Origin of the sequence: Streptomyces sp. ISL-10, assembly GCF_018614575.1 — a bacterium.
In the GTDB taxonomy this organism is placed as follows: Bacteria; Actinomycetota; Actinomycetes; order Streptomycetales; family Streptomycetaceae; genus Streptomyces.
Genome location: NZ_JAGGOJ010000013.1, coordinates 89,471 through 112,933 on the forward strand (window position 1 = coordinate 89,471; position 23,463 = coordinate 112,933).

Sequence of the window (23,463 nt, forward strand, 5' to 3'; positions counted from 1 at the left end):
ACACCCTATCGGGGTGCCGCCCTGCTGTTTTGCCTGGTCAGGCAGCGGAGGCCGTGACCGGATTCGAACCGGCGTAACTCGCTTTGCAGGCGAGCCCCTGAGCCACTCGGGCACACGGCCGTGTCGCTCGGTCCGGGTGCTCGGTGCCCGATCCGTGCGGTCCAACTCCTCGACCGTAGGCGGGCGTAGGCGGGCCGCTCAAGCGTCCGGCCGGGGCTGCAACGCGACTGCCATGTGCCGTTCACGATCGCGCGCGGTCGTACGACGAAGGGACCAGCACGGCCCCGCCGAAAGACAGGGCCCACAGTGCGCCATGCCCCTTACTCTGAGGCCATGACCGACCCCGAACCGCGTGACACCGACGTCGCGCAGCCGCCCGCCGGCACAGCCCCCACCCCCGAGGAAACGGACGGTGGGGGCGTTCTCGGCGCGGCGTACCGTGCGCTCAGCGTCGGCATCGTCTCCGTCGTCTTCCTGATCGCCTTCGAGGCGACCGCCGTCGGCACAGCGATGCCGGTGGCCGCGCGCGAGCTGCACGGCATCCCGCTCTACGCGTTCGCCTTCTCCGCGTACTTCACCACCAGTCTCTTCGGCATGGTCGTCGCCGGGCAGTGGGCCGACCGCAGGGGACCGCTGGGCGCGCTCGCCGGTGGGATGAGCGCCTGGGCCGCCGGGCTGCTGCTGTCGGGGACCGCGGGCGCGATGTGGGTGTTCGTCGTGGGGCGCGCCGTCCAGGGCCTGGGCGGCGGGCTGGTCATCGTCGCGCTGTACGTCGTCGTCAGCCGCGCCTATCCCTCCCGGCTCCAGCCCGCCATCATGGCGGCCTTCGCGGCGAGCTGGGTGATTCCGTCCGTGATCGGCCCGCTCGCCTCCGGCACGGTCGCCGAACAGCTGGGCTGGCGCTGGGTCTTCCTCGGCATCCCGGCGCTCGTCGTCGTACCGCTCGCCCTCGCACTGCCCGCCATCCGGCTGCGGGCCTCCGGGCCGGCGGACCCGGGCGCGCCCGTGCCGGCGTTCGACCGGCGCCGGATCCGGCTCGCCCTCGGGATCTCGCTCGGTGCGGGACTGCTCCAGTACGCCGGGCAGGACCTGCGCCCACTGTCCGTGCTGCCCGCGGCGGTTGGCGCGGTGCTGCTCGTGCCGTGTGTGCTGGGCATCCTGCCGGAGGGAACCTACCGCGCGGCCCGGGGGCTGCCCTCCGTCGTCCTGCTGCGCGGCATCGCGGCGGGGTCGTTCATCGCCGCCGAGTCGTTCGTCCCGCTGATGCTCGTCACCCAGCGCGGGCTGTCCCCGACCCTGGCCGGCCTCTCGCTCGCCGTCGGCGGCGCGACCTGGGCCCTGGGCTCGTACGCACAGTCCCGGCCGCGGGCCGAGCCGTACCGCGAACCGCTGGTCGTCCTCGGCATGCTGCTCGTCGCGGCGGCGATCGCCACCGCACCGACCGTGCTGATCGACGCGGTGCCCGTGTGGATCGTGGGGGTGGCGTGGGGTTTCGGGTGCTTCGGCATGGGGCTCGTGATCGGGTCGACGAGCGTGCTGCTGTTCAAGCTGTCGGCCCCCGAGGCGGCCGGCGCCAACTCGGCAGCGCTGCAGATCTCGGACGCGCTGTCGAACGTGCTGCTGCTGGCCGCGGGCGGTGCGGCGTTCGCCGCGCTCGGCGGCGGGGCGGTGGGGGCTGCCCACGCGGTGGCGGATGGAACGGGCTCGCACCCGGTGGCGTTCGCGGCGGTGTTCCTGCCGATGGCGGGGGTGGCGCTGGTGGGGGCGTGGGTGGCGACGCGGCTGCGGGTGACATCCGGCTGAGTTCGGGATCGATCTCGCGGCGGCGGCGGCGGTGGCGGCGGACGAGGACCAGCACCAGGACCAGCACCAGGACCAGGACCGCGTGTACGACCTGCTCGTCTCTGTCGCGGCCGGTGAGGTGAAACGGACCCGGCGGAGGCGGGCCGCGTGCTGCGGGCGTTGTGAGCTGAGTCGCACCCGCCGTGGTCACGGCACCGGTTCGCCGGACGGCAACCGGGTCACCGGTAGGGTGGCCCGGTTGTCGTACCGAGCCCGCGCCGAGAGCATCCGAACCGGAGACCGTGACTACTACCGCCTCCCACCACCTCTCACCCGCCTTTCCCGGCCGCGCCCCCTGGGGTACGGCCAGCAAGCTGCGTGCCTGGCAGCAGGGGGCGATGGAGAAGTACCTCCAGGAGCAACCGCGCGACTTCCTCGCCGTCGCCACGCCCGGCGCCGGCAAGACGACCTTCGCGCTCACCCTCGCCTCCTGGCTGCTGCACCACCACGTCGTGCAGCAGGTGACGGTCGTGGCGCCGACGGAGCACCTGAAGAAGCAGTGGGCGGCCGCAGCGGCGCGGATAGGGATCAAGCTGGACCCCGACTACAGCGCGGGACCGCTCAGCAAGGAGTACCACGGGGTCGCCGTCACCTACGCCGGTGTCGGCGTACGGCCCATGTTGCACCGCAACCGCTGCGAACAGCGCAAGACCCTCGTCATCCTCGACGAGATCCACCACGCCGGTGACTCCAAGTCCTGGGGCGAGGCCTGCCTTGAGGCGTTCGAGCCCGCGACCCGGCGGCTCGCGCTCACCGGCACGCCGTTCCGGTCCGACACCAATCCCATTCCCTTCGTGACGTACGAGGAAGGCAACGACGGGATCCGGCGCTCTTCCGCCGACTACACGTACGGCTACGGCAACGCGCTCGGCGACGGCGTCGTCCGGCCCGTGATCTTCCTGAGCTACAGCGGCAACATGCGCTGGCGCACCAAGGCCGGCGACGAGGTCGCCGCCCGGCTCGGCGAGCCGATGACCAAGGACGCCGTCTCGCAGGCGTGGCGTACGGCGCTCGACCCGCGCGGCGACTGGATGCCGAATGTGCTGCGCGCCGCCGACCAGCGGCTGACCGAGGTCAGGAAGGGCATCCCCGACGCGGGCGGGCTCGTCATCGCCTCCGACCAGGACTCGGCCCGCGCGTACGCCAAGCTGATCCGCGAGATCACCGGCACCAGGGCCACCGTCGTGCTCTCCGACGAGGCCGCGGCGTCCAAGCGCATCGAGGAGTTCAGCGAGGACGGGTCCCGCTGGATGGTGGCCGTCCGCATGGTGTCCGAAGGCGTCGACGTGCCGCGCCTCGCCGTCGGCGTGTACGCGACCACCATCTCGACGCCGCTGTTCTTCGCGCAGGCCGTGGGCCGTTTCGTACGGTCCAGGCGGCGCGGCGAGACCGCGTCCGTCTTCCTGCCGACCATCCCGAACCTCCTCGGCTTCGCGTCCGAGATGGAGGTCGAACGCGACCACGCGCTCGACAAGCCGAAGAAGGACGGCGACGAGGACCCGTACGCGGAATCCGAGAAGGAGATGGCGGAGGCCGAGAAGCAGCAGGACGAGGACACCGGCGAACAGGACATGCTGCCCTTCGAGGCGCTCGAGTCAGACGCCGTCTTCGACCGGGTGCTGTACGACGGCGCCGAGTTCGGCATGCAGGCCCACCCGGGCAGCGAGGAGGAGCAGGACTACCTCGGCATCCCCGGCCTGCTCGAACCCGACCAGGTGCAGCTGCTGCTCCAGAAGCGGCAGGCGCGGCAGATCGCCCACAGCCGCAAGAAGCCCGACGAGGAGGCCGACCTCCTGGAGCTTCCGGCCGAGCGGCGTCCCGTCGTCTCCCACAAGGAGCTCCTGGAGCTCCGCAAGCAGCTGAACACCATGGTCGGCGCGTACGTCCACCAGAGCGGCAAGCCGCACGGCGTCATCCACACCGAGCTGCGCAGGGTGTGCGGCGGTCCGCCGAGCGCGGAGGCGACGGCCGGGCAGATCCGCGAGCGGATCAAGAAGGTGCAGGAGTGGGCGACGCGGATGCGCTGACCGCGTCCACTCGCCCACTCGCCCACTCGTCCGCCGTCCGCCGTCCGCCGTCCGCCGTCTGCCGGTTCGCCTGCTCGCCCGCCCGCCGTCCGTCCGCCTGCGCGCCGGCCGGCTCGCCTCCCCCCGGACCGGTCCCTTTGGGAACCGATAACCCGTCGTCGGCCGAAGATCGCCCGGATTCTGGACGAGGCCTTCCGCTGAGCGGTGCCGGTCGCTACTGTCCCCGCAATACAAACGCCCCGTGGCAGCGCCGCCGCGGAGCGCAGTCGGTGTGCCATGGCCTGCCGGCGGCCTCTGGGTGCGTCGCCGATGGGACCGGTGTCGCGACATCTCTACGAGGACCGCCGTCACTCACTCCGAAGGAGAGGGCGTCGTGACCGCGGAAACCTCCCAGACGCTCGACAGGGGACTACGTGTCCTCAAGCTGCTCGCCGATACCGACCACGGGCTGACCGTCACCGAGTTGTCCAACAAGCTCGGCGTCAACCGGACCGTCGTCTACCGTCTGCTCGCCACCCTCGAGCAGCACGCCCTGGTCCGACGTGACCTCGGCGGCCGGGCCAGGGTCGGCCTCGGTGTGCTCCGGCTCGGCCGGCAGGTGCACCCGCTCGTGCGGGAAGCGGCCATGCCCGCCCTGCGCTCGCTCGCCGAGGACATAGGGGCAACGGCCCACCTCACCCTGGTCGACGGCGCGGAGGCCCTCGCGGTCGCCGTCGTCGAACCGACCTGGACCGACTACCACGTCGCCTACCGGGCGGGCTTCCGGCACCCGCTGGACCGGGGGGCGGCCGGCAAGGCGATCCTCGCCGCGCGCCAGAACGGGGCCGCGGAGCCCGGCTACACCCTCACGCACGGCGAGCTGGAGGCGGGCGCGTGCGGCGCGGCCGCGGCGCTCGTGGGCGTGACCGGGATAGAGGGCAGCGTCGGTGTCGTCATGCTGGCGGACGCGGTTCCGGAGCGGGTCGGCCCGCGCGTACTGGACGCGGCTCGCGAGGTCGCGGACGCCCTGCGCTGACCGGTCGGCTCCGGGGGATCACGCCCCCCGGAGCACGGGGAGCGCGGGCGGATAGATTGGCACCCGTGCTCTCCAGTCTCACGCGCCCCCGCGCCCTCGCCCTGTGCGCCCTGCCCGTCGTCGCGCTGCTCGCCGTCGCCGGGCTCGCGCCGCTGCCGTACGTCGTCGCGCAGCCCGGGATGACCGCGGACGTGCTCGGCAAGGACCAGGGGCGGCAGATCATCACGATCTCCGGGGCTCCGACGCGCAGGACGGAGGGCTCCCTGCGCATGACGACTATCGTGGCGAGCGGACCGTCCGCCGAGGTCGACCTCGGTGATGTCGTCGACGGGTGGTTCCGTACGGACCGCGCGGTGCTGCCCCGCGATGCCGTCTACCCGGCGGGCAAGTCCGACAAGGAGATCGAGCGGCACAACGTCCGCGACATGGAGCGGTCGCAGGACGTCGCCACCCGCGCCGCCCTCGACCATCTCGGCGTGGACCCCGCGAAGGTGAAGGTCTCGCTGCATCTGGCCGACGTCGGCGGCCCCAGTGCCGGCCTCCTGTTCTCCCTGGGCATCGTCGACAAACTCGACGGCGACGGCGCGGGCGGCGACCTCACCGGCGGTCGTGACATCGCCGGTACGGGCACGATCACCGCCGACGGCGAGGTGGGCCCGGTCGGGGGCGTGTCGCTGAAGACCCTGGCGGCCAAGCGGGACGGCGCGACGGTGTTCCTGGTCCCGAAGGACGAGTGCGCGGACGCCGAGGCGGAACTGCCTGCGGGGATGCGGCTGATTCCGGTCACCACGCTCAAGGGCGCGGTCGATTCGCTGCGGGCGCTGGAGCGGGGCGGGAAGGTCCCGAGCTGCTGACACCGACGGCGTCCTGCCCGGTGTCCTTACCGGTGCCGTTGACCTCTCCCGGCCCGGTGACGTTCACCTTTCCGGGCGGTCCGTCCGAGTCCGTACGCGACTCCTGTGACCCGTCCGCCCCCGCGTCCAGTTCCCGCCACGACGGGAACACCGCCGGTGCCAGTGTCGCCAGGAAATACAGCCCGCCCAGCACCAGCAGCGCCGCCACGAGGCCCGACCGCTCGATCAGATAGCCCGCCGCCAGGCCGCCGAGCGGTGTCGTCATCAGCACCCCGGCCGTCGTCGTGCTCGCGACGCGGCTGCGCAGCCCGTCCGGGATGCGCTCGTACATCATGGTCGTCAGGATCGGGTTGAGCATGCCCGCCCCCAGCCCGCCGACCGCCATCGTGGCGGCGAGCGGCGCGGTCCCGTCCACCAGCGCGGCCACCACGAACCGCGGCAGCCCGCACAGGATGAACGCGACCGTGAACAGCACCCGCCGGGGAAAGCGGTGCCCGACTGCTGCGTACAGCAGTGCGCCGAGCAGCGCGCAGCCGCCGAAGACGGCGGCGAGCAGGCCGAGGTCGCGTGCGCCGCCCAGGTTCTCGCGTGCGTGCACGGGCAGCAGCACCGAACTCCAGCCCTGGTCGAGGCCGTTGGTGAGCATCACCATCAGAACGGCGCCGAGCAGCAGCCTGCTGCGCAGCAGGAAGGCGTACCCCTCCCGCAGTTCGCCCCGATAGGCGGCGAGGGAGATGCGGGGCGCGTCCCGCTCGGGCTCGGCGGCGCGCACGCCGCGCAGGCCGACGGAGACCAGCAGCGCCGAGCCGCAGAACGTGGCCGCGTCCACGAGCAGGACGGCTTCCGCGCCGATCAGCGCGATCAGTACGCCGGCCAGCGCCGCCCCGGTCATACGCGCGCCGCGCGAGACCGCGTCGAACAGGCTCGCGGCGCGGGCCAGACTCGTACCGGCCCGCTCGGCGAGGTCGGGCACCAGGACGTGGCGGGCGGTCTCGCCGGGTGCGTGGAACAGGCCCATGACAGCCATCAGCGCGCACAGCATCCAGAACCGCAGCGCGCCCGCGTGGTGCAGGAGCGGGATCGCGGCGAGGGCGGCGGCGCAGACCAGGTCGGTGGCGACGCTGACCCGGCGGCGGCCGACCCGGTCGATGACCGGGCCGCCGATGATCGCCGAGACCACCACCGGCAGGGTCGCACAGAAGGCGACAAGGCCGGCCTTCGCGGGACTGCCCGTGGTCTCCAGGGCGAACCACGGGACGCCGATGAGCGTGAGTGAATTGCCGCTGATGGACACCGAGTTGGCCGCCAGGACGGCGGCGAGCGGTCGGCGGCCGCCGGCGCGGGCCGCGCCTTTCGGTCCCCCCGGCCCGCTCATGCCGTACGGATCGCGCGCCGGGCCGGTCCGCGATGGGGCTGCTCCAGGAGTCGGAGGCCCAATTCGACTAAGGTCCAGCCCAGTTGCGTACGCAGCCGCTCGCGCGGCACGTGGTCGGCGGCTTCCGCGCGCAGCTCGTCGGCGCGCAGTTCGTGCAGCCGCAGGTGTATGTCGGCGTGCATGTCCGTGTCCCCTCAGCCGGTGGTGCGCGGGAATGCGTGCGTGTGCAGACGGACCTGGGCGACGCCCTCGGTGCCGGGGGCGGGCGCGAGGTTCCGGTAGCTCTCGATGAGCTCGTGGAGCTTGTCCCTGAGTTCGCAGGCCTGCGCGGCGGTCAGTCGCAGCGTGAAGTCGCTGAGGTCGGCGCTGCGCCGCCACTCCTCGGGCCAGTCGTCCATGGTGCCGAGCCAGGTCGCGACTTCCTGGGTGTGCGTGGTCGCGATCTCGTGGATGAAGAGGTCCGCGGCGCCGCGCACCGCCGGGTCCGGGTTGCTGAGCAGGGTGTCGTCGAAGCGGGTGCCGTGCGCCGACGCCTTCCACCACCGCTCCCGGCCCTTGCCGCGCTCGGGGTCGTCCTCGACGAAGCCGTGGGCGGCGAGCTGGCGCAGGTGGTAACTGGTGGCGCCGCTCGACTCGCCCAGTTTCTCCGCCAGCCCGGACGCCGTGGCGGGCCCATCGTGCCGCAGCACCGACAGGAGGCGCATGCGCAGGGGATGGGCCAGACCGCGCAGCGAGTGCGGGTCGAGCGTGCGAACCTTCGGCGTCTCGTCCTCGGTCATGACGCAAAGGTAGCGTTGCAAAGGATCCTTTGCAACGACTTTTTTGCACAACCTTCTTTGCAACGGCGTTCCTGGTGCGGCGCGTCTGTGCGTCCCGCCTCGCTCAGCGGTCGGCCGTCGAGTCCCTTGCCGCCTGCTCCACCAGCGGGATGATCCGCAGTGGCACCGGGTTCTCCATCACGATCGCCGTCGACGCCCGCACGATCCCCTCGAAGCCGACGACCAGGTCGATCACCCGCTGCAGATCGGCGTTGGAACGCGCGACGAGCCGGCAGAGCATGTCACCGTGGCCCGTGGTCGTGTGCAGCTCCAGCACCTCCGGCACCGTCGCCAGGTGCGCCCGCACGTCGGAACCCTGTCCCTGCTTGATCTCCAGAGTCGCGAACGCGGTCACCGGGTAGCCCAGCGCCGCCGGATCGACGTCCGGCCCGAAGCCCCTGATCACGCCGTTCGCCTGGAGCCGGTCCATGCGTGCCTGTACGGTGCCGCGCGCGACCCCCAGCCGCCGGGACGCCTCCAGCACCCCGATCCTCGGTTCGCGGGCGAGCAGCACGATGAGCCGCCCGTCCAGATGATCGATCGCCATGGCCCCTCCCCAATGGTCATCCTGTACACAACGTCCGGCGACCCGCCGGTCCGGCTGAGCACATTGTCCAGTCGACAAGCCAACTATTGCGCACCTTGCGGAGCAGGGGGAGCCTGCTGCCATGACTGAGACCACGCATCACACCCCGGACACCGCGCGTGAGGCCGACTCCTTCCCGGTGAAGGGAATGGACGCGGTCGTCTTCGCCGTCGGCAACGCCAAGCAGGCCGCTCACTACTACTCCACGGCCTTCGGCATGAAGCTCGTCGCCTACTCCGGACCGGAGAACGGCAGCCGCGAGACCGCGAGTTACGTCCTCACCAACGGCGCCGCCCGCTTCGTCCTCACCTCCGTGATCAAGGCGTCCACCGACTGGGGCCACTTCCTCGCGGACCACGTCGCCGCCCACGGCGACGGGGTCGTCGACCTCGCCATCGAGGTGCCGGACGCGCGCGCCGCCTACGCATACGCCGTCGAGCACGGTGCCACCGGCATCGTCGAGCCGCACGACGTCAAGGACGAGAACGGCACCGTGGTGCTCGCCTCCATCGCCACGTACGGCAGCACCCGCCACACGCTCGTGGAGCGCAGCGGCTACGACGGCCCGTACCTGCCCGGCTTCGTCTCCGCCGACCCGATCGTCGAGCCGCCGGCCAAGCGCACGTTCCAGGCCATCGACCACTGCGTGGGCAACGTCGAGCTCGGCCGGATGAACGAGTGGGTCGGCTTCTACAACAAGGTCATGGGCTTCACCAATATGAAGGAGTTCGTGGGCGACGACATCGCCACCGAGTACTCCGCACTGATGTCGAAGGTCGTCGCCGACGGCACGCTGAAGGTGAAGTTCCCGATCAACGAGCCGGCGATCGCGAAGAAGAAGTCGCAGATCGACGAGTACCTGGAGTTCTACGGCGGCGCGGGTGTGCAGCACATCGCGCTCGCCACGAACGACATCGTCGCCACCGTGCGCACCATGCGGGCCGCCGGTGTCCAGTTCCTCGACACCCCCGACTCGTACTACGACACCCTTGGCGAGTGGGCCGGCGAGACCCGGGTGCCGGTCGAGACGCTGCGGGAGCTGAAGATTCTCGTCGACCGCGACGAGGACGGCTACCTGCTGCAGATCTTCACCAAGCCGGTCCAGGACCGCCCGACCGTCTTCTTCGAGATGATCGAACGGCACGGCTCGATGGGCTTCGGCAAGGGCAACTTCAAGGCGCTCTTCGAGGCGATCGAACGCGAGCAGGCGAAGCGCGGCAACCTGTAGGGCCCGACCCCGCGCCGCGTCCGGGTGCGCTGCCCCCGTGCTCTTGCGCGTGGGTCGCGGCGGGGTTCGGTGTGCGCCGGGCTCTTGTCGGGGCTCCGCCCGAGCGGTGCGCCTCCATCGTCGGCGGGGCCGGTTCGGGGCTGGCCTTCTTGTGCTCTTGTGCCTGCGTTTGCGGTGGGGTTCGGTGTGCGCCGGGCTCTTGTCGGGGCTCCGCCCGAGCGGTGCGCCTCCATCGTCGGTGGGGCCGGAAATGGCCAGCCGGGCGGAGTGGCCCAGTCGGGCCTGATCCGATGACGGGGTGGTCGCCGTGCAGCGGCGGCCCACCCCGTCCGGGTCCATGGCCCTAGGCCACACCGGGGCAGGGGCGGAGCCCCCGTTTCGGGACGGGGCACCTCCCGCGGCCGCCAGGCCGCAGGGGGAGGGCGGGGTGGGGGAGATCAACTCCCCCCGGCGGCCTGCGCCGTCGGCCCCACCGACACCGCCCCCGGCGCGGCAGGAGCTGTGGCAGCGGCAGGTGAAGCCGACGCCGACGGCTGCGCCACCGGCTGCTGCGGCACCACCGAAGCCTCCGCCTCGGCGGTCGACGGCCCCGCCTCCGCCTCCGCCTCGTCGGACGCAGGCCCCGCCTCGTCGGACGCCGCCGCCTCCTCCGTCGCGTCCGGGCCGTCCCCGTCCATGTCCACCGGGCCGCCCGGCGGCGGTTCGCCGAGTGCGTCCAGCGCCTCGCGAGCCATCGGTGCGTGCAGTGGCGAGAACTGGGGGTTCGTCTGCAGCGCCTCCTCGATGTGCCGCCGCGCCGGGCCGTACGCGCCCAGCTCCCGCTCGATCGCGCCCCGGTGGTACGCGAACAGCGCGCTGCGCTGCCCCTGGCCGGTGGCGAGCTTCGCGAACGGCAGCGCGTCCTCGGCCCGGCCCGCCCGGTACAGCGCCCAGCCCATCGCGTCCGCGACGTACACGCTGCGGTGGCCGCGCCGCCATTCGCCCTGGAGCCGGCGTACCGCCGTCGCCGGGTCGCCGTGGTCCGCCTCGTACCGCGCCAGCACCAGATCGTTGTCGACCCCGTGGGCACGCGCCTCCTCGACCAGCGCCCGCACGCGGGCGTAGTGGGTCGCGGCGTCCCCGTCCTGGCCGAGCGACTCGGCCAGCTCGCCCGCCTCCAGGGCGTACTCCGGCTGCGGTGCCTTCTCCAGTGCCTCCTCGTAGTCGCGTTGCGCCGCGTCCACAGGGCCCAGCGCCACCAGGGCACGGGCCCGGCCGGCCAGCGCCCGGTGGGCCTCCGGGTCCTCCTCCAGCGCCGCGTCGTAGTGGCCCACCGCCTCGGCGGCCTCGCCCCGTTCCCAGGCCAGGTCGCCCTGGCGGAGCAGCCCGGCGGCCTTCTCCGGGGACGTGCCAGCGGTCACCGTCGCGTCGTACGCGAGGGCCTCCGCGTCCTCGCGATAGCCCTTGTCCCGGTAGAGCTGCGCCTCACGGCCCTGCACCTGGGGACCCGAATGCAGCTTCTGCAGCGTGTCCGTCGCCCGGGCGGCGAGCTTGTGGTTCCCGAGCCCGTTGTAGGCGTCGGCAAGGACCGGGTAGACCGTCCACGCCTTGGGTTGCTGTCTGCGCGCGCGCTCGCCCCACACGCTTGCGGCGACATGGTCGTGCCGGGCGTTGGCCAGTGCCGCCATCCCCACCAGCGCGCGGACGTCCCCGTCCCGGGCCGCCCCTAGGGCCAGCGAGCGTCTCAGCGCACGCTCCGCCTTCGGGAAGTCCGCCGGCCGAGCCATGCGCGTGCCCCGCTCCACGTACGCCGCGCCGAGCACCGCCCATGACCCTGCGTCACGCGAATGGCCGCGCAGCCATGCCTCACGGTCGTCGATCAGCGCCTTCAGATCCGCGGGGGCGGCCGGCGCGCCCGCCCCCGCCGCGGCCATCGCGCGGGCCACGGGCCGCGGACTCTCCTCCTCCCCCCATCCGGGCGCGAGCAGGATCACCCCGGTGACCAGCGTCGCGCCGGCCAGCGTGCTGACAGCGGCGTTCTTCAGGGTTTCGCTCTTCATGGCGCTCACTGTGCGTCAGCGGACAGCCCATACGAAGAACACACTCGGCTGTGCGAAGCGGAAGGCGGACGGGTTCACACCGATGGCCCCTGGTGCGACGCTGGGATCATGGACGATCTCCTGGAACGGCTGCGTACCGGCCTGCCGGCCGAGGCCCTGATCACCGACCCGGACGTGACCACCTCGTACGGACACGACATGGCGAGCTTCTGCGACGCGGGCCGTCCCGCCGTCGTGGTCCTGCCTCGCACCGTCGAGCAGGTCCAGCATGTGATGCGCACCGCGACCGCACTGCGCGTGCCGGTGGTCCCGCAGGGCGCCCGCACGGGGCTGTCGGGCGCGGCCAACGCCTCAGACGGGTGCATCGTGCTGTCGCTGACCAAGATGGACCGGATCCTGGAGATCAACCCGGTCGACCGGATCGCCGTCGTCGAGCCCGGGGTCGTCAACGCTGTGCTGTCCCGGGCGGTGAACGAGCACGGTCTGTACTACCCGCCGGACCCCTCCAGCTGGGAGATGTGCACCATCGGCGGCAACATCGGCACCGCGTCCGGCGGCCTGTGCTGCGTCAAGTACGGGGTGACCGCCGAATACGTGCTGGGCCTGAAGGTCGTCCTCGCCGACGGCAGGCTGCTGACCACGGGCCGGCGCACCGCCAAGGGCGTCGCGGGCTACGACCTCACCCGGCTGTTCGTCGGCTCCGAGGGCAGCCTCGGCATCGTTGTCGAAGCGGTCCTGGCGCTCAAGCCGCAGCCGCCCGCCCAGCTCGTGCTGGCCGCCGAGTTCCCCTCCGCGACGAGTGCCTGCGACGCCGTCTGCGCGATCATGGAGCGCGGCCACACACCGTCGCTGCTGGAGATCATGGACCGCACCACTGTCCGGGCGGTCAACAAGCTGGCGAACATGGGTCTTCCGGAGAGCACCGAGGCGCTGCTCCTCTGTGCCTTCGACACCGCCGACCCGGCCGCCGACCTCACTGCCGTGGCAGCGCTCTGCGAGGCCGCGGGGGCGAGCGAGGTCGTGCCCGCCGACTCCGCCGCCGAGTCCGAATTGCTGCTCCAGGCCCGCCGGTTGTCCCTGACGGCGCTGGAGACCGTCAAGTCGGCGACGATGATCGACGACGTGTGCGTACCGCGCTCCCGGCTGGGCGAGATGATCGACGGGACGGCCGCGATCGCCGACAAGTACGGCCTCACCATCGGCGTCTGTGCGCACGCCGGTGACGGCAACACCCATCCCGTCGTCTGCTTCGACCACCTCGACCCCGACGAGTCGCGGCGGGCCCGCGAGTCCTTCGACGAGATCATGGCGCTCGGTCTGGAGCTGGGCGGAACCATCACCGGCGAACACGGCGTCGGCGTGCTGAAGAAGGACTGGCTGGCACGCGAACTGGGTCCGGTGGGCCTGGAGTTGCAGCGCGGTATTCGCCGGACCTTCGACCCGCTCGGGATTCTCAACCCCGGCAAGCTGTTCTGAGCCCTCACCCTCCCTCCGTCACGCGTCCTCCGTCCTGGTGGGGGCGAGCAGTTCGGCCAGGCCGTCGTCGATGCCGAGCTGCTCCGCCTCGGTGCCTGGCGGGACCACGCGCAGCGTCCGCTCGAGCCAGGCGTACACCACCGGGGAGGACGCCTCCAGCAGGGCGTCACCCTCGGGTGAACTCAGCGCCATCATGATGACGCTGCGGCCTTCGGACTTCGACGGCCACACCCGCACGTCACCGCTGCCGCACGACCGGAGCACCCCCTCGACGAGCAACTCGCGGGCGAATGTCCAGTCGACGGGGTGGTCCGAGCCGATGTGGAAGGTGATGTGCACGGCGTAGGGGTCGTCGGTCCGGTACGTCAGCCGGGCCGGCACGGGGATGCTGCGCTCCGACGACAGCACCAGCTTCAGCTCCAGCTCGCGCTCCACCACGGTGTTCTTCATCGTCGTGTTCCTCATCTCTTCTCTGTCGGCGACAGGCCCGCCCGCAGCGGACCTCACAGGAAGAGAGCGGCTTCCCCCACGGCTCTTACGCGACTTCCGGTGATAACTTTCCGTTGCCGTGCCCTCACCGGAAAGGGGTCGTTACCGAAGGACCGGCCCAGGTGTGCACGAGGGTCTGATAGATGTGGAGCCTTGAATTGAGGCCTCGAAGAGATACGGGACCACGGTGATGAGCGCCCCAACCCCGGCCACCGGCGACAGCAGCCCCGCCCCCGGCTACTACCCGGACCCCTCCATTCCCGGATATGTCCGGTACTGGAACGGCGTCGCCTGGGTGCCCGGTACGAGCAGGCCGGCCCCTCAGCCGGACGAGGAGATGCCCACGCCGCCCGCGGCGGCGGCCTCCGTGCCGGCCCCTGCTGCGCCTGCGCCCGCTCCGGCGGCCGTGGAGGAGACCGGGCCGGTCTTCCTCGACGAGGAGCCCGACGCCGCACCGTCGCGCCCCGAACCCGCGTCCGCCTGGCACGCCGACACCTCCCGCCAGTCGGGCTTCGGCGGCGAGCTGGACAACCGCGTCTCCTGGGGCGGCGCCCAGGACCCGCGTACCGCCGACCGCCCCGACGCCGGCGCCGACCCGCGCCGGCCGGCCGAGCCCGATGGCTCGGTCGACCCGAGCGGCGGCCGGCTGCCCGGCATGCGCTCGGTCGCCCCGCGGAGCGGCACCGACCGCGGCGACGCCCCCGGCGACGTCCGCCCGGTCGCGCCGTCCGCCGCCGACGGACCCCTCACCGACGGCACGGTCGCCATCCGGGCCCTGCGCCCCGGCGCCGGTGGCGGCGAGTCCGGCGCTCCGTCGGGTGGTGACGGCCCCGCGGGCCGCCCGCCGGCCGATCACACGGTCGCGATGCGCACGCAGCGCCCCGGCGGCGCGGCAGCCGGGGAGCAGCCCGAAGGCACCATGACGATCCGCGCGCTCGGAGCCGACGCCGCCGCACCCCCGAAGCAGCCGCAGCCGGCCGTTCCCACGCAGTCCCGGCAGCAGCCCCCGGCCCCGTCGCCTGCCCCGCAGCAGCACTCGATGCAGCCGCAGTCGCCCCAGCAGCAGTCGATGCAGCCGCAGACACCGGCCGCCCAGAGCGCCGCGCCGCAGACGCCCGTCACCAACGGCCCCGGCGGCGGCGCCACGTCCTGGGCGCAGCAGGTGCACCAGCTCGCCCAGTCCGGCTCGGCGTCCACCGACGGCGAGCAGCCGGTCCTGCCGTGGAAGCCCCCGGTCGACGACCCGTTCCTGGCTGTTGCCCAGGCCCAGGCGAACGCCCGCCCTGCCTCCCTCGGCAGGCGGTTCGCCGCCCGGCTCATCGACACCCTGGTGCTCGGCGCGCTCGTCGGCGCCGTCGCCGTCCCGGTGGTCACCAGCGCCGTCGCCCACGTCAACGACAAGATCGATGCGGCGAAGCTGTCCGGCGAAACGGTGACGGTCTGGCTGATCGACGGCACCACCGCGGGCCAGCTGGGCATCGTCCTCGGCGCGCTCCTCGTCCTCGGCGTGCTGTACGAGGCCCTGCCGACGGCCAAGTGGGGCCGCACGGCGGGCAAGAAGTTGTGCGGTGTGAAGGTGCTCGACATCGAGTCGCACGAACCGCCGGCGTTCGGCGCCGCGCTGCGCCGCTGGCTGGTCTACAGCGTGCTGGGCATCCTCGTCGTCGGTGTGCTCAATGTGCTGTGGTGCCTGTTCGACCGCCCGTGGCGGCAGTGCTGGCACGACAAGGCGGCGCACACGTTCGTGACCGGCTGACCCCTGCCGTACTCCGCCTCGCGCGCGTTCCCCCGAACGCGCGCGAGGCGTTGCGGGCCCCTTTGCGGCGGTATGCACTGCCCCCATGAGCAACGATCAGCCGCCGCCCGGTCCGCCGCCCGATGACGACCCGTTCCGCAAGAGGCCGCAGGAGCCCAGGCCCGGCGGTGACGGAGGCGGCGCGGGGCAGGGCCCGCCGCCCGGCTCTCCTTACGGCGGGCCAGGCGGGCCAGGTGGCCCGGGCGGGCCGCCGCCCGGTGGCGGTTCCCCCTACGACACCCCCGGCGGCGGCGCCGGCGCGCCGAGCGGCCCGTACGGCGGTGGCGGCCCGTACGGTGGCGGCACGCCTCCTCCGTACGGTCCGAATGCCTTCGGGGGTGCCTACGGTGGTGCCGATCCGCTCGCCGGAATGCCGCCGCTGGCCGAGTTCGGCAAGCGGTTCGTCGCACGGCTCGTCGACATTCTGATCATCGCGATCCCTCTCGCGGGGATCTCGCTGCTGATCGGCGGCTGGGACCTCACCACGGACGGCGACGACTGGGAGGAGATCACCGACCAGGTGAACACGGGCCGCCAGTGGCTGGTGACGCTCATCTCCCTGGTCGCGTACATCGGTTACGACACGATCATGACGAAGAGGAACGGCCAGACCGTCGGCAAGCGGCTGATGAAGCTGCGGGTCGCGATGCTCAACGACGGCCGGACGCCCGACACGAGCTCCGCGCTGATGCGTGCCGTCGTGCTGTGGGTGCCCGCGCTGGTGTGCTGCTACTGCGTCTGGTGGCTGGTCATCCTCATCACCGTGCTGACCGACAAGCCCTACAAGCAGGGCCTGCACGACAAGGCGGGAAAGACGGTCGTCGTCTCAGCGGCGTAGCGAGTGCCCGGCGACTCCGGCCCGGGCGCGGGGCGCCGGCACCCGGGTGGTGAGACCGTCGTGGGCTGCCGCCGAAGTGGCAGGGGCGGATGCATGGTTGGCCGCGGCGCGGTCCGCCTCGCGGGCGGCGGGCTGCCCGTGGGCGGTGGAGCGGCGCACGGGCAGGGCGAGTGCGACCGCGAGGCCGAGTGCCAGGGCGAGGACACCGATCGCGGCGATGGCGATGCCGCCCGTCGTGCGGGTCAGCAGCAGCAGGGCGACGGTCGAGAAGACGACGGTGGCCGAACCGTAGGCGTACTGTGCGGCAGTCGGACGCGGCATCACGGTATCCGTCCTCGGGACAGGGGCGGGGAAGGCTTGGGCCAGTGGGCGCACTGCCCCAAGACTCTACGAGTCTCCATGCCCGCGAGGAACCGGCAGTAAGCGTGACCTAACCCATGGTGCCGGTGCATGGGGGGCGCATGGAGTCATTCCCTCAGCCGTTTGGCCGGAATTCTGCGTCTGTTGTCCGTATTCGACATCGTCCGGATTCCGGAACTCCGCTCCTGCGTAGTGCAGTTGGCTTGCCCAAGTCAAGGACTGTCTTTTCTTCTTCAACTCCGGTCAAATGTCGTCACTTGAGACGCGTATACCGCGCGCGCGGACGACCCCACACTCCGGTCCGCAGCGGCGACGGAACGCGGGGGAGGACACCATCAAGTGACCAGCAAGCGACGGACGTTCAGAGCGTCCGCGGTTGTCGTGGCTCTCGCCGCGACGACCGCGACGGCCTCGGCGTTCACCTTTGCCCAGGCCGACAACCAGAAGTCGTCGGACCCGGCGGCCATCGAGCGGCACGACCCGGCGCCTCACAAGGGCCCGGTCGACCACGACCTCGAAGGCCCCTTCAGCAAGCAGCAGGAGGCGCAGCGCGCGGCTGCCATGGAGCAGCTGATATCCGGCGACGCCACCGTGCAGACCCGCGGTGGTTCCAAGGTCGTCAAGCTCGACGACAAGAAGTACGTCGAGCTCGCCCGTGAGAAGACCGACAAGATCTTCACCATCCTCGTGGAGTTCGGCGACAAGGTCGACGACGCGACGATGTTCGACCCGGACGGCGCGGACGGGCCCAAGCCCCCGGTCAAGAAGTACGGTGGCACGCCCGGCCCGCTGCACAACCGGATCGCCGAGCCCGACCGGTCGAACGACAACTCGACCGCCTGGCAGGCGGACTACAATCAGAAGCACTTCGAGGACCTGTACTTCGGCACCGGCAAGGACGAGGACGGCCGGAAGAAGGAGTCGCTGAAGACCTACTACGAGAAGACCTCATCCGGCCGCTACTCGGTCGACGGCATGGTCTCCGACTGGGTGAAGGTCGAGTACAACGAGGCCCGTTACGGCTCCAACTACTGCGGCCAGTCCAACTGCGCCAACGTCTGGGACACGGTCCGCGACGGTGTGAACGCCTGGGCGGCCGACCAGAAGGCCAAGGGCAGGAGCGACGCCGAGATCAAGGGGCAGCTGGCCGAGTACGACCAGTGGGACCGCTACGACTTCGACGCCGACGGCAACTTCAACGAGGCCGACGGCTACATCGACCACTTCCAGATCGTCCACGCGGGCGAGGACGAGTCCGCCGGCGGCGGCGCCCAGGGCGGCGACGCCCTGTGGGCCCACCGCTGGTACGCCTACGGCACCGACGCGGGCAGGACCGGCCCGTCCAACAACAAGGCCGGCGGCGCCCAGATCGGCGACACCGGCATCTGGGTCGGCGACTACACCGTGCAGCCCGAGAACGGCGGCCTCGGCGTCTTCGCCCACGAGTACGGCCACGACCTCGGTCTGCCCGACCACTACGACACCTCGGGCAAGGGCGAGAACTCGACCGGCTACTGGACCCTGATGTCGGGCGGCTCCTGGCTCGGCACCGGCAAGGACTCCATCGGCGACCTCCCCGGCGACATGACCGCCTGGGACAAGCTGCAGCTGGGCTGGCTCAACTACACCAAGGCCAAGGCGGCGACGAAGTCCACCCACACGCTGGGCGTGGCGGAGTACAACACCAAGAGGCCGCAGGCGCTCCTCGTCGAGCTGCCGAAGAAGAAGGTCACCACGTCCGTCGTGAAGCCTGCTGAGGGCTCCATGCAGTGGTGGAGCGACATGGGTGACGACCTCAAGAACACCCTGTCCCGCACGGTCGATCTGACTGGCAAGTCCAAGGCTTCACTGGAGCTCACCGGCTGGTGGGACATCGAGGCCGACTACGACTACCTCTACGCCGAGGTGTCGACGGACGGCGGCGCCAACTGGACGCCGGTGGACGGCAGCGCCGACGGCAAGGCCATCACTCGCGACGCGGGTGACAAGCCGGCGCTGACCGGTGTCTCCGGCGGGCACAAGAAGGTCGTCTACGCGCTGGACGCCTACGCGGGCAAGAAGGTCGACGTCCGCTTCCGCTACCAGACGGACGGCGGCGTGGCGGGCAAGGGCTTCACCGCCGACTCCCTCGTGATCAACGCCGACGGCGCCCCGCTGTTCTCGGACAACGCCGAGAGCGAGGCCGCGGGCTGGACCGCGACGGGCTTCTCCCGCATCGGTGAGGGCTTCACCAAGGAGTACGAGCAGTACTACATCGCGGAGAACCGCCAGTACGTCTCGTACGACAAGACCCTCAAGGTCGGCCCGTACAACTTCGGCTTCAAGGCGCCGAAGGACGGCTGGGTGGAGCACTACCCGTACCAGAACGGCCTGCTGATCTGGCAGTGGGACACCTCCCAGAAGGACAACAACACCAGCGCCCACCCGGGCCAGGGTCTCCTCCTTCCGATCGACGCCCACGCCAAGCCGCTGAAGTGGGCCGACGGCACGCTGATGCGCAACAGGATCCAGTCGTACGACTCGACGTTCAGCCTGTACCGGACCGACGGGTTCACCCTGCACAAGCAGGACGTGGCGCAGCGGATCGGCTCGCAGCGGGGCGTCTCGGTCTTCGACGACCGCAAGGGTGTCTACTGGTACGCCGAGAACCCGACGGCTGGTGTTCAGGTAACTGACACCAACACCAAGATCTCGATCGTCAAGGAGCCGCGCAGCGGCCAGACGATCACGCTCCAGGTGGCTCCGTCGACCAAGTAGTTTGAAAAACAGCAGGTCAGAGCATGATCGGCCGTCGCCCTCTAGCGGGCGGCGGCCGATCGTGTTTAGGTGCGGGGGTTGAGGTTCTTATTGACGGCGACTGACGGGGGAGTGGTTCCGCATGCCCGGCGGAGGTTTTTGCAAGCTGCCCAGCGGCAGCGTGGTCGTCGCGCTCAGCCTGCCCAGCCCGGTCGGCGACGGGACCTCCGTGAGGTTCCTGGTGCATGCCGCGAACCGGGCCAGGGCGCTGACCAGGCTGCGCAATCTGGGCCTGCGTGCGGTGTACCTGCGGGGCAACGCCGAGCCGCCCACGCCGGACGAGATCACCGCAGTGCTGCACCATCCGGACGGCCTGCTGTGGCGGGGGGACCCGGGCGCGGCCCCGGAGCTCTGGCACCCGATACGGGCCCTGCTCAGTTCCGCCCGTACCGCCTGACCGGCCGGGCGCCACCGACGCGGGTGTCCCTGCCGGGCACCACGGCCGATCGTGGCACCAGGCCGGTGACGCGTCAGACCACCACCGGCTTGCCGCTCAGCTCCACACCCGACGCGCGCAGCTCCTCGAGAGCACGCTCGGTCGTCTCCTTCGCGACGCCCGCGGTCAGCTCCAGCAGCACACGGGTCGTGAAGCCCACGCGTGCCGCGTCCAGCGCGGTGGCACGCACGCAGTGGTCGGTCGCGATGCCGACCACGTCGACCTCGGTGACACCGCGGGCCCGCAGCCACTCGGCCAGCGTCGAGCCGTTCTCGTCGGTGCCCTCGAAGCCGCTGTACGCCGCCGCGTATGCGCCCTTGTCGAAGACCGCGGCGACGGCGCCGGAGGTGACGGCCGGCGCGAAGTTCGGGTGGAATCCGACACCCTCCGTGCCCGCGACGCAGTGCCGCGGCCAGGACTCGACGAAGTCGGGGTGGTCGGAGAAGTGGCCGCCCGGGTCGATGTGGTGGTCGCGTGTGGCCACCACATGACGGTAGCCCGGCTGGGCCTGGCCGATCAGTTCGGTGATGGCGGCTGCGACGTCGGCACCTCCCGCCACCGCGAGGCTGCCCCCCTCGCAGAAGTCGTTCTGAACGTCCACGACGATCAAGGCGCGGTGCATGGCGGGTGTCCTTCGGTGGAGGGGGCGACGGGTCGGCGTGGGACCGGCGGACCGACCCGGCCGGACGGGGCCGGACGACTGTTCAGGGCTCGACTACCGAGCGTAGAGACTTCCCGCGCCCTGCGGGAGTGGACCCCGGAAAGCGCAGGTCCCGATCCCCCTCGTGCAGGGGACGCGTTCCCCTTCCGTGTGGGGTCACGCGTATGCGGCCGTATCGGGTCCCACGTACTCGGTCGGGATCACGGGCTCGCCGCGCGAGAGCTGGATCGCCGACATCGGCAGCGCACCACGCGCCGCGATGTGCCGCTCGCGCGCCGCGTCGAGCGGCTCACGGGCCACGATCTCGCCGCCCCTGACGAGCTGCACCAGCAGCTGCCGGTCGGCCAGCTCGGGCGGTACGTCGCCGATCCCGACGACCTCCGCCTCGGCGACGCCGTGCTCGTCCAGCCGGCGCGCCGCCCACTTGCGGCCGCCGATCGACAGCTTCCCGCCCAGCGACTTCTTGGCCACCGGCTCAAGCGGCGCCGTGGGGTCCGTCGAACGGGCCCGCGCGACCAGCTTGTAGACCATCGAGCAGGTGGGTTGCCCGCTGCCCGTGACCAGCCGGGTGCCCACGCCGTACGCGTCCACCGGGGCCGCGGCGAGCGACGCGATGGCGTATTCGTCGAGGTCGGAGGTGACCACGATCCTGGTGTTCACCGCGCCGAGCTCGTCCAGTTGCTTGCGCACCCGGTGCGCGACCAGCAGCAGGTCGCCCGAGTCGATCCGTACGGATCCGAGCTCCGGCCCCGCGATGTCGACCGCCGTGCGCACGGCCTCGGCCACGTCGAAGGTGTCGACCAGCAGGGTCGTGCCGTGGCCCAGCGAGTCGACCTGCGCCTGGAAGGCGTCGCGCTCGCTGTCGTGCAGCAGGGTGAAGGCGTGGGCACTGGTGCCGACGGTGGGGATGGCGTAGCGGAAGCCGGCCGCCAGGTCGGAGGTGGAGTCGAAGCCGCCGACGTAGGCGGCGCGGGCGGCGGCGACGGCGGACAGCTCGTGCGTGCGGCGGGCCCCCATCTCGATCAGGCCGCGCCCGTCGGCGGCCGTGGACATGCGCGAGGCGGCGGCGGCGATCGCCGAGTCGTGGTTGAGGATCGAAAGGATCACGGTCTCGAGGAGCACGCACTCGGCGAAGGAGCCCTCGACGCGCAGGATCGGCGAGCCTGAGAAGTACACCTCGCCCTCCGGGTAGCCCCAGATGTCGCCGCGGAAGCGATAGCCGGCGAGCCATTGGAGGGTGGGTTCGTCGACGATGTGCCGCTCCCGCAGGAAGCCGAGCACGCCCGCGTCGAACCGGAAGTTCTCCACGGCGTCCAGCACCCGGCCGACGCCCGCGACGACTCCGTAGCGGCGGCCCTCGGGCAGCCGGCGGGTGAAGACCTCGAAGACCGAGCGCCGCTCGGCGGTCCCGGCCTTGAGCGCCGCCTGGAGCATCGTGAACTCGTACTGATCGGTGAAGAGCGCGGTCGACGGCACGCCCACCCTCCCCCAGCTACCGCTGGGAGGTGCCCCCAGCCCACCGTCACCCTTCTGCGGAGCTTCGCGCCCCTTCTCATTCGGCAGTCCAAGGTCTGCAGTGTTCATGACGGCGATGCTAGCGCACATTTCGTCAGTCTGACGAGATGTCTCGATTCCGGGCGGGGGCGTTTGTGCGACGGGGGGGCTCAAGTGGCAGCATGGGTGGAGTGACTGTGCCACTGGAGATCGAGCAGACCGAGTCGGCCGAGGAGACTGCGGCCGTCCCCGAGCCCGATGTGCCCTGGGTGACCCTGGTGCACAACGACCCGGTCAACCTGATGAGCTATGTCACCTACGTCTTCCAGGCATACTTCGGTTACTCCAAGGACAAGGCGCACAAGCTGATGCTCGACGTCCATCACAAGGGACGCGCCGTCGTCTCCAGCGGCAGCCGCGAGGAGATGGAACGGGACGTGCAGGCGATGCACGGATACGGACTGTGGGCCACGCTCACCCAGGACCGTGGCTGATGAGCTCTCACTTCGAGCCGCTGAAGGGCGGCGGCGCCGCCGTGGCGCTGGACGAGGTCGAGGTCTCCATCCTGCGCTCCCTCGCCGTGCAGATGCTGGAGCTCATCGGGCCCGGTGACGAGCCGGCCCAGGGCGAGGACCCGCTTGCCGCCCTGTTCGCCGAGGGGCCGAGCGAGCCGCCCACCGACCCGGCTCTCGCGCGCCTGTTCCCCGAGGCGTACGCCGACCCCGAGGGCGGCTCCGAGGGTGAGGAGCTGCGCGCGGCCTCCGCCGAGTTCCGGCGCTTCACCGAGAACGACCTGCGCACCCGTAAGCGGGACGACGCCCTCGCGGTCGTCCGAAGCCTGGACTCGCTGACCGTCGCCGGCGACGGCGGCGCCGTGCTGGAGCTCGACCCCGAGGAGTGCCTGCACTGGCTCGGCGCGCTCAACGACCTGCGGCTGACCATCGGCACCCGGCTGGAGGTCACCGAGGCGGACGACAACGACGACCTGTACCGGCTGCCGGACTCCGACCCGCGCAAGCCCATGGTGATGGCCTACCTCTGGCTCGGAGCCCTTCAGGAGACGCTCATCGAGACGTTGAGGCCCTGAGGCCCTGAGGCCCTGAGGCCCTGACGTCCTGACGCCCCGATGTCCTGAGGGGTGCACCCTCCCTCCGTGCCGCTTCGTCCCGGGACAGGGCATACGCCCCGGTCAGTTGTTCGCTCAACGGACGCTCAAATCCGGATAACGATCACGTCACCACGCTGCGCCCCTTTGCTGTTTCGCGCGCACTTTGTCCGCTTCTTCCTGTGTCGCGCGTCACTCTCGCCTCAGTAGATCATTGCTGCGGCCGTGA

21 protein-coding genes and 1 tRNA gene are annotated in these 23,463 nt (G+C 71.4%); 12 read left to right on the forward strand and 10 right to left on the reverse strand.

Annotated elements, in window-relative coordinates; genetic code table 11:
- Window positions 1–48: 48 nt before the first annotated feature.
- Window positions 49–120: transfer RNA gene (locus J7E88_RS16985), tRNA-Cys, on the reverse strand.
- A 213-nt stretch (window positions 121–333) separates the two neighbouring features.
- Between J7E88_RS16985 and J7E88_RS16990 the strand changes: the two genes are divergently transcribed.
- The 4 genes from J7E88_RS16990 to J7E88_RS17005 all read left to right on the forward strand — a co-directional run bounded on the left by J7E88_RS16990 (window position 334) and on the right by J7E88_RS17005 (window position 5,738).
- Complete coding sequence (locus J7E88_RS16990) at window positions 334–1,803, forward strand: MFS transporter (protein ID WP_215181861.1); 1,470 nt, start codon at window positions 334–336, stop codon at window positions 1,801–1,803.
- 281 nt (window positions 1,804–2,084) lie between these two features.
- Complete coding sequence (locus J7E88_RS16995) at window positions 2,085–3,869, forward strand: DEAD/DEAH box helicase (RefSeq protein ID WP_215181863.1); 1,785 nt, start codon at window positions 2,085–2,087, stop codon at window positions 3,867–3,869.
- A gap of 373 nt (window positions 3,870–4,242) precedes the next feature.
- Window positions 4,243–4,884, forward strand: coding sequence for an IclR family transcriptional regulator (locus tag J7E88_RS17000; protein ID WP_215181865.1), 642 nt, complete (start codon window positions 4,243–4,245; stop codon window positions 4,882–4,884).
- 65 nt (window positions 4,885–4,949) lie between these two features.
- A complete protein-coding gene (locus tag J7E88_RS17005) occupies window positions 4,950–5,738 on the forward strand; it encodes a S16 family serine protease (protein WP_215181867.1) in 789 nt (262 codons plus the stop codon).
- Here J7E88_RS17005 and J7E88_RS17010 read toward each other — a convergent pair.
- From J7E88_RS17010 to J7E88_RS17025, 4 genes are all read right to left on the reverse strand, one after another.
- Complete coding sequence (locus J7E88_RS17010; protein WP_215181869.1) at window positions 5,677–7,113, reverse strand: MFS transporter; 1,437 nt, start codon at window positions 7,111–7,113, stop codon at window positions 5,677–5,679. The two genes, J7E88_RS17005 and J7E88_RS17010, sit on opposite strands and share 62 nt — an antisense overlap.
- Entirely contained in the window at window positions 7,110–7,295 is a 186-nt protein-coding gene (locus J7E88_RS17015; protein ID WP_215181871.1) for a hypothetical protein, read from the reverse strand. The genes J7E88_RS17010 and J7E88_RS17015 overlap by 4 nt, the downstream gene beginning before the upstream one ends.
- Window positions 7,296–7,307: 12 nt before the next feature.
- Window positions 7,308–7,892: a transcriptional regulator gene (locus J7E88_RS17020; protein WP_215181873.1), complete on the reverse strand. Its 585-nt coding sequence runs from the start codon at window positions 7,890–7,892 to the stop codon at window positions 7,308–7,310.
- Window positions 7,893–7,995: 103 nt separating this feature from the next.
- Window positions 7,996–8,478 carry an Lrp/AsnC family transcriptional regulator gene (locus J7E88_RS17025; protein ID WP_215181875.1) on the reverse strand — a complete coding sequence of 161 codons (483 nt, stop codon included), beginning with the start codon at window positions 8,476–8,478 and terminating at the stop codon, window positions 7,996–7,998.
- Window positions 8,479–8,599: 121 nt separating this feature from the next.
- On the opposite strand from J7E88_RS17025, the gene hppD reads away from it, so the two are divergent.
- Complete coding sequence (gene hppD / locus J7E88_RS17030) at window positions 8,600–9,745, forward strand: 4-hydroxyphenylpyruvate dioxygenase (protein ID WP_215181877.1); 1,146 nt, start codon at window positions 8,600–8,602, stop codon at window positions 9,743–9,745.
- Window positions 9,746–10,182: 437 nt separating this feature from the next.
- On the opposite strand, the gene J7E88_RS17035 is transcribed toward hppD, so the two are convergent.
- Window positions 10,183–11,784 (reverse strand): lipopolysaccharide assembly protein LapB, encoded by a 1,602-nt coding sequence (locus tag J7E88_RS17035; RefSeq protein WP_215181879.1) that lies wholly within the window; start codon window positions 11,782–11,784, stop codon window positions 10,183–10,185.
- A gap of 108 nt (window positions 11,785–11,892) precedes the next feature.
- On the opposite strand from J7E88_RS17035, the gene J7E88_RS17040 reads away from it, so the two are divergent.
- Complete coding sequence (locus J7E88_RS17040) at window positions 11,893–13,260, forward strand: FAD-binding oxidoreductase (protein WP_215181881.1); 1,368 nt, start codon at window positions 11,893–11,895, stop codon at window positions 13,258–13,260.
- Window positions 13,261–13,278: 18 nt separating this feature from the next.
- Here J7E88_RS17040 and J7E88_RS17045 read toward each other — a convergent pair whose 3' ends face one another.
- Window positions 13,279–13,710 carry an SsgA family sporulation/cell division regulator gene (locus J7E88_RS17045; protein ID WP_215181883.1) on the reverse strand — a complete coding sequence of 144 codons (432 nt, stop codon included), beginning with the start codon at window positions 13,708–13,710 and terminating at the stop codon, window positions 13,279–13,281.
- Between the two features lie 229 nt (window positions 13,711–13,939).
- On the opposite strand from J7E88_RS17045, the gene J7E88_RS17050 reads away from it, so the two are divergent.
- Window positions 13,940–15,505 (forward strand): RDD family protein, encoded by a 1,566-nt coding sequence (locus J7E88_RS17050; RefSeq protein WP_215181885.1) that lies wholly within the window; start codon window positions 13,940–13,942, stop codon window positions 15,503–15,505.
- 85 nt (window positions 15,506–15,590) lie between these two features.
- On the forward strand, window positions 15,591–16,382 hold the full coding sequence (locus J7E88_RS17055) for an RDD family protein (RefSeq protein ID WP_215181887.1): 792 nt from the start codon (window positions 15,591–15,593) through the stop codon (window positions 16,380–16,382).
- Here J7E88_RS17055 and J7E88_RS17060 read toward each other — a convergent pair.
- Entirely contained in the window at window positions 16,371–16,703 is a 333-nt protein-coding gene (locus tag J7E88_RS17060; protein ID WP_215181889.1) for a hypothetical protein, read from the reverse strand. The two genes, J7E88_RS17055 and J7E88_RS17060, sit on opposite strands and share 12 nt — an antisense overlap.
- A gap of 378 nt (window positions 16,704–17,081) precedes the next feature.
- On the opposite strand from J7E88_RS17060, the gene J7E88_RS17065 reads away from it, so the two are divergent.
- Window positions 17,082–19,499 (forward strand): immune inhibitor A domain-containing protein, encoded by a 2,418-nt coding sequence (locus J7E88_RS17065; protein ID WP_215181891.1) that lies wholly within the window; start codon window positions 17,082–17,084, stop codon window positions 19,497–19,499.
- Between the two features lie 121 nt (window positions 19,500–19,620).
- Window positions 19,621–19,935, forward strand: a complete 315-nt coding sequence (locus J7E88_RS17070) for a hypothetical protein (protein ID WP_215181893.1) — start codon at window positions 19,621–19,623, stop codon at window positions 19,933–19,935.
- 73 nt (window positions 19,936–20,008) lie between these two features.
- Here the strand turns inward: J7E88_RS17070 and J7E88_RS17075 are convergent, their stop codons facing one another.
- Both J7E88_RS17075 and J7E88_RS17080 read right to left on the reverse strand, forming a co-directional pair.
- Complete coding sequence (locus J7E88_RS17075) at window positions 20,009–20,596, reverse strand: isochorismatase family protein (RefSeq protein ID WP_215181895.1); 588 nt, start codon at window positions 20,594–20,596, stop codon at window positions 20,009–20,011.
- Window positions 20,597–20,791: 195 nt separating this feature from the next.
- Window positions 20,792–22,219, reverse strand: a complete 1,428-nt coding sequence (locus tag J7E88_RS17080) for a nicotinate phosphoribosyltransferase (RefSeq protein ID WP_215181897.1) — start codon at window positions 22,217–22,219, stop codon at window positions 20,792–20,794.
- Between the two features lie 92 nt (window positions 22,220–22,311).
- On the opposite strand from J7E88_RS17080, the gene clpS reads away from it, so the two are divergent.
- Complete coding sequence (gene clpS / locus J7E88_RS17085) at window positions 22,312–22,623, forward strand: ATP-dependent Clp protease adapter ClpS (RefSeq protein ID WP_215181899.1); 312 nt, start codon at window positions 22,312–22,314, stop codon at window positions 22,621–22,623.
- Window positions 22,623–23,216, forward strand: a complete 594-nt coding sequence (locus J7E88_RS17090; protein WP_215181901.1) for a DUF2017 domain-containing protein — start codon at window positions 22,623–22,625, stop codon at window positions 23,214–23,216. Before clpS ends, J7E88_RS17090 begins: the two co-directional genes overlap by 1 nt.
- The last annotated feature ends 247 nt before the right edge of the window (window positions 23,217–23,463 follow it).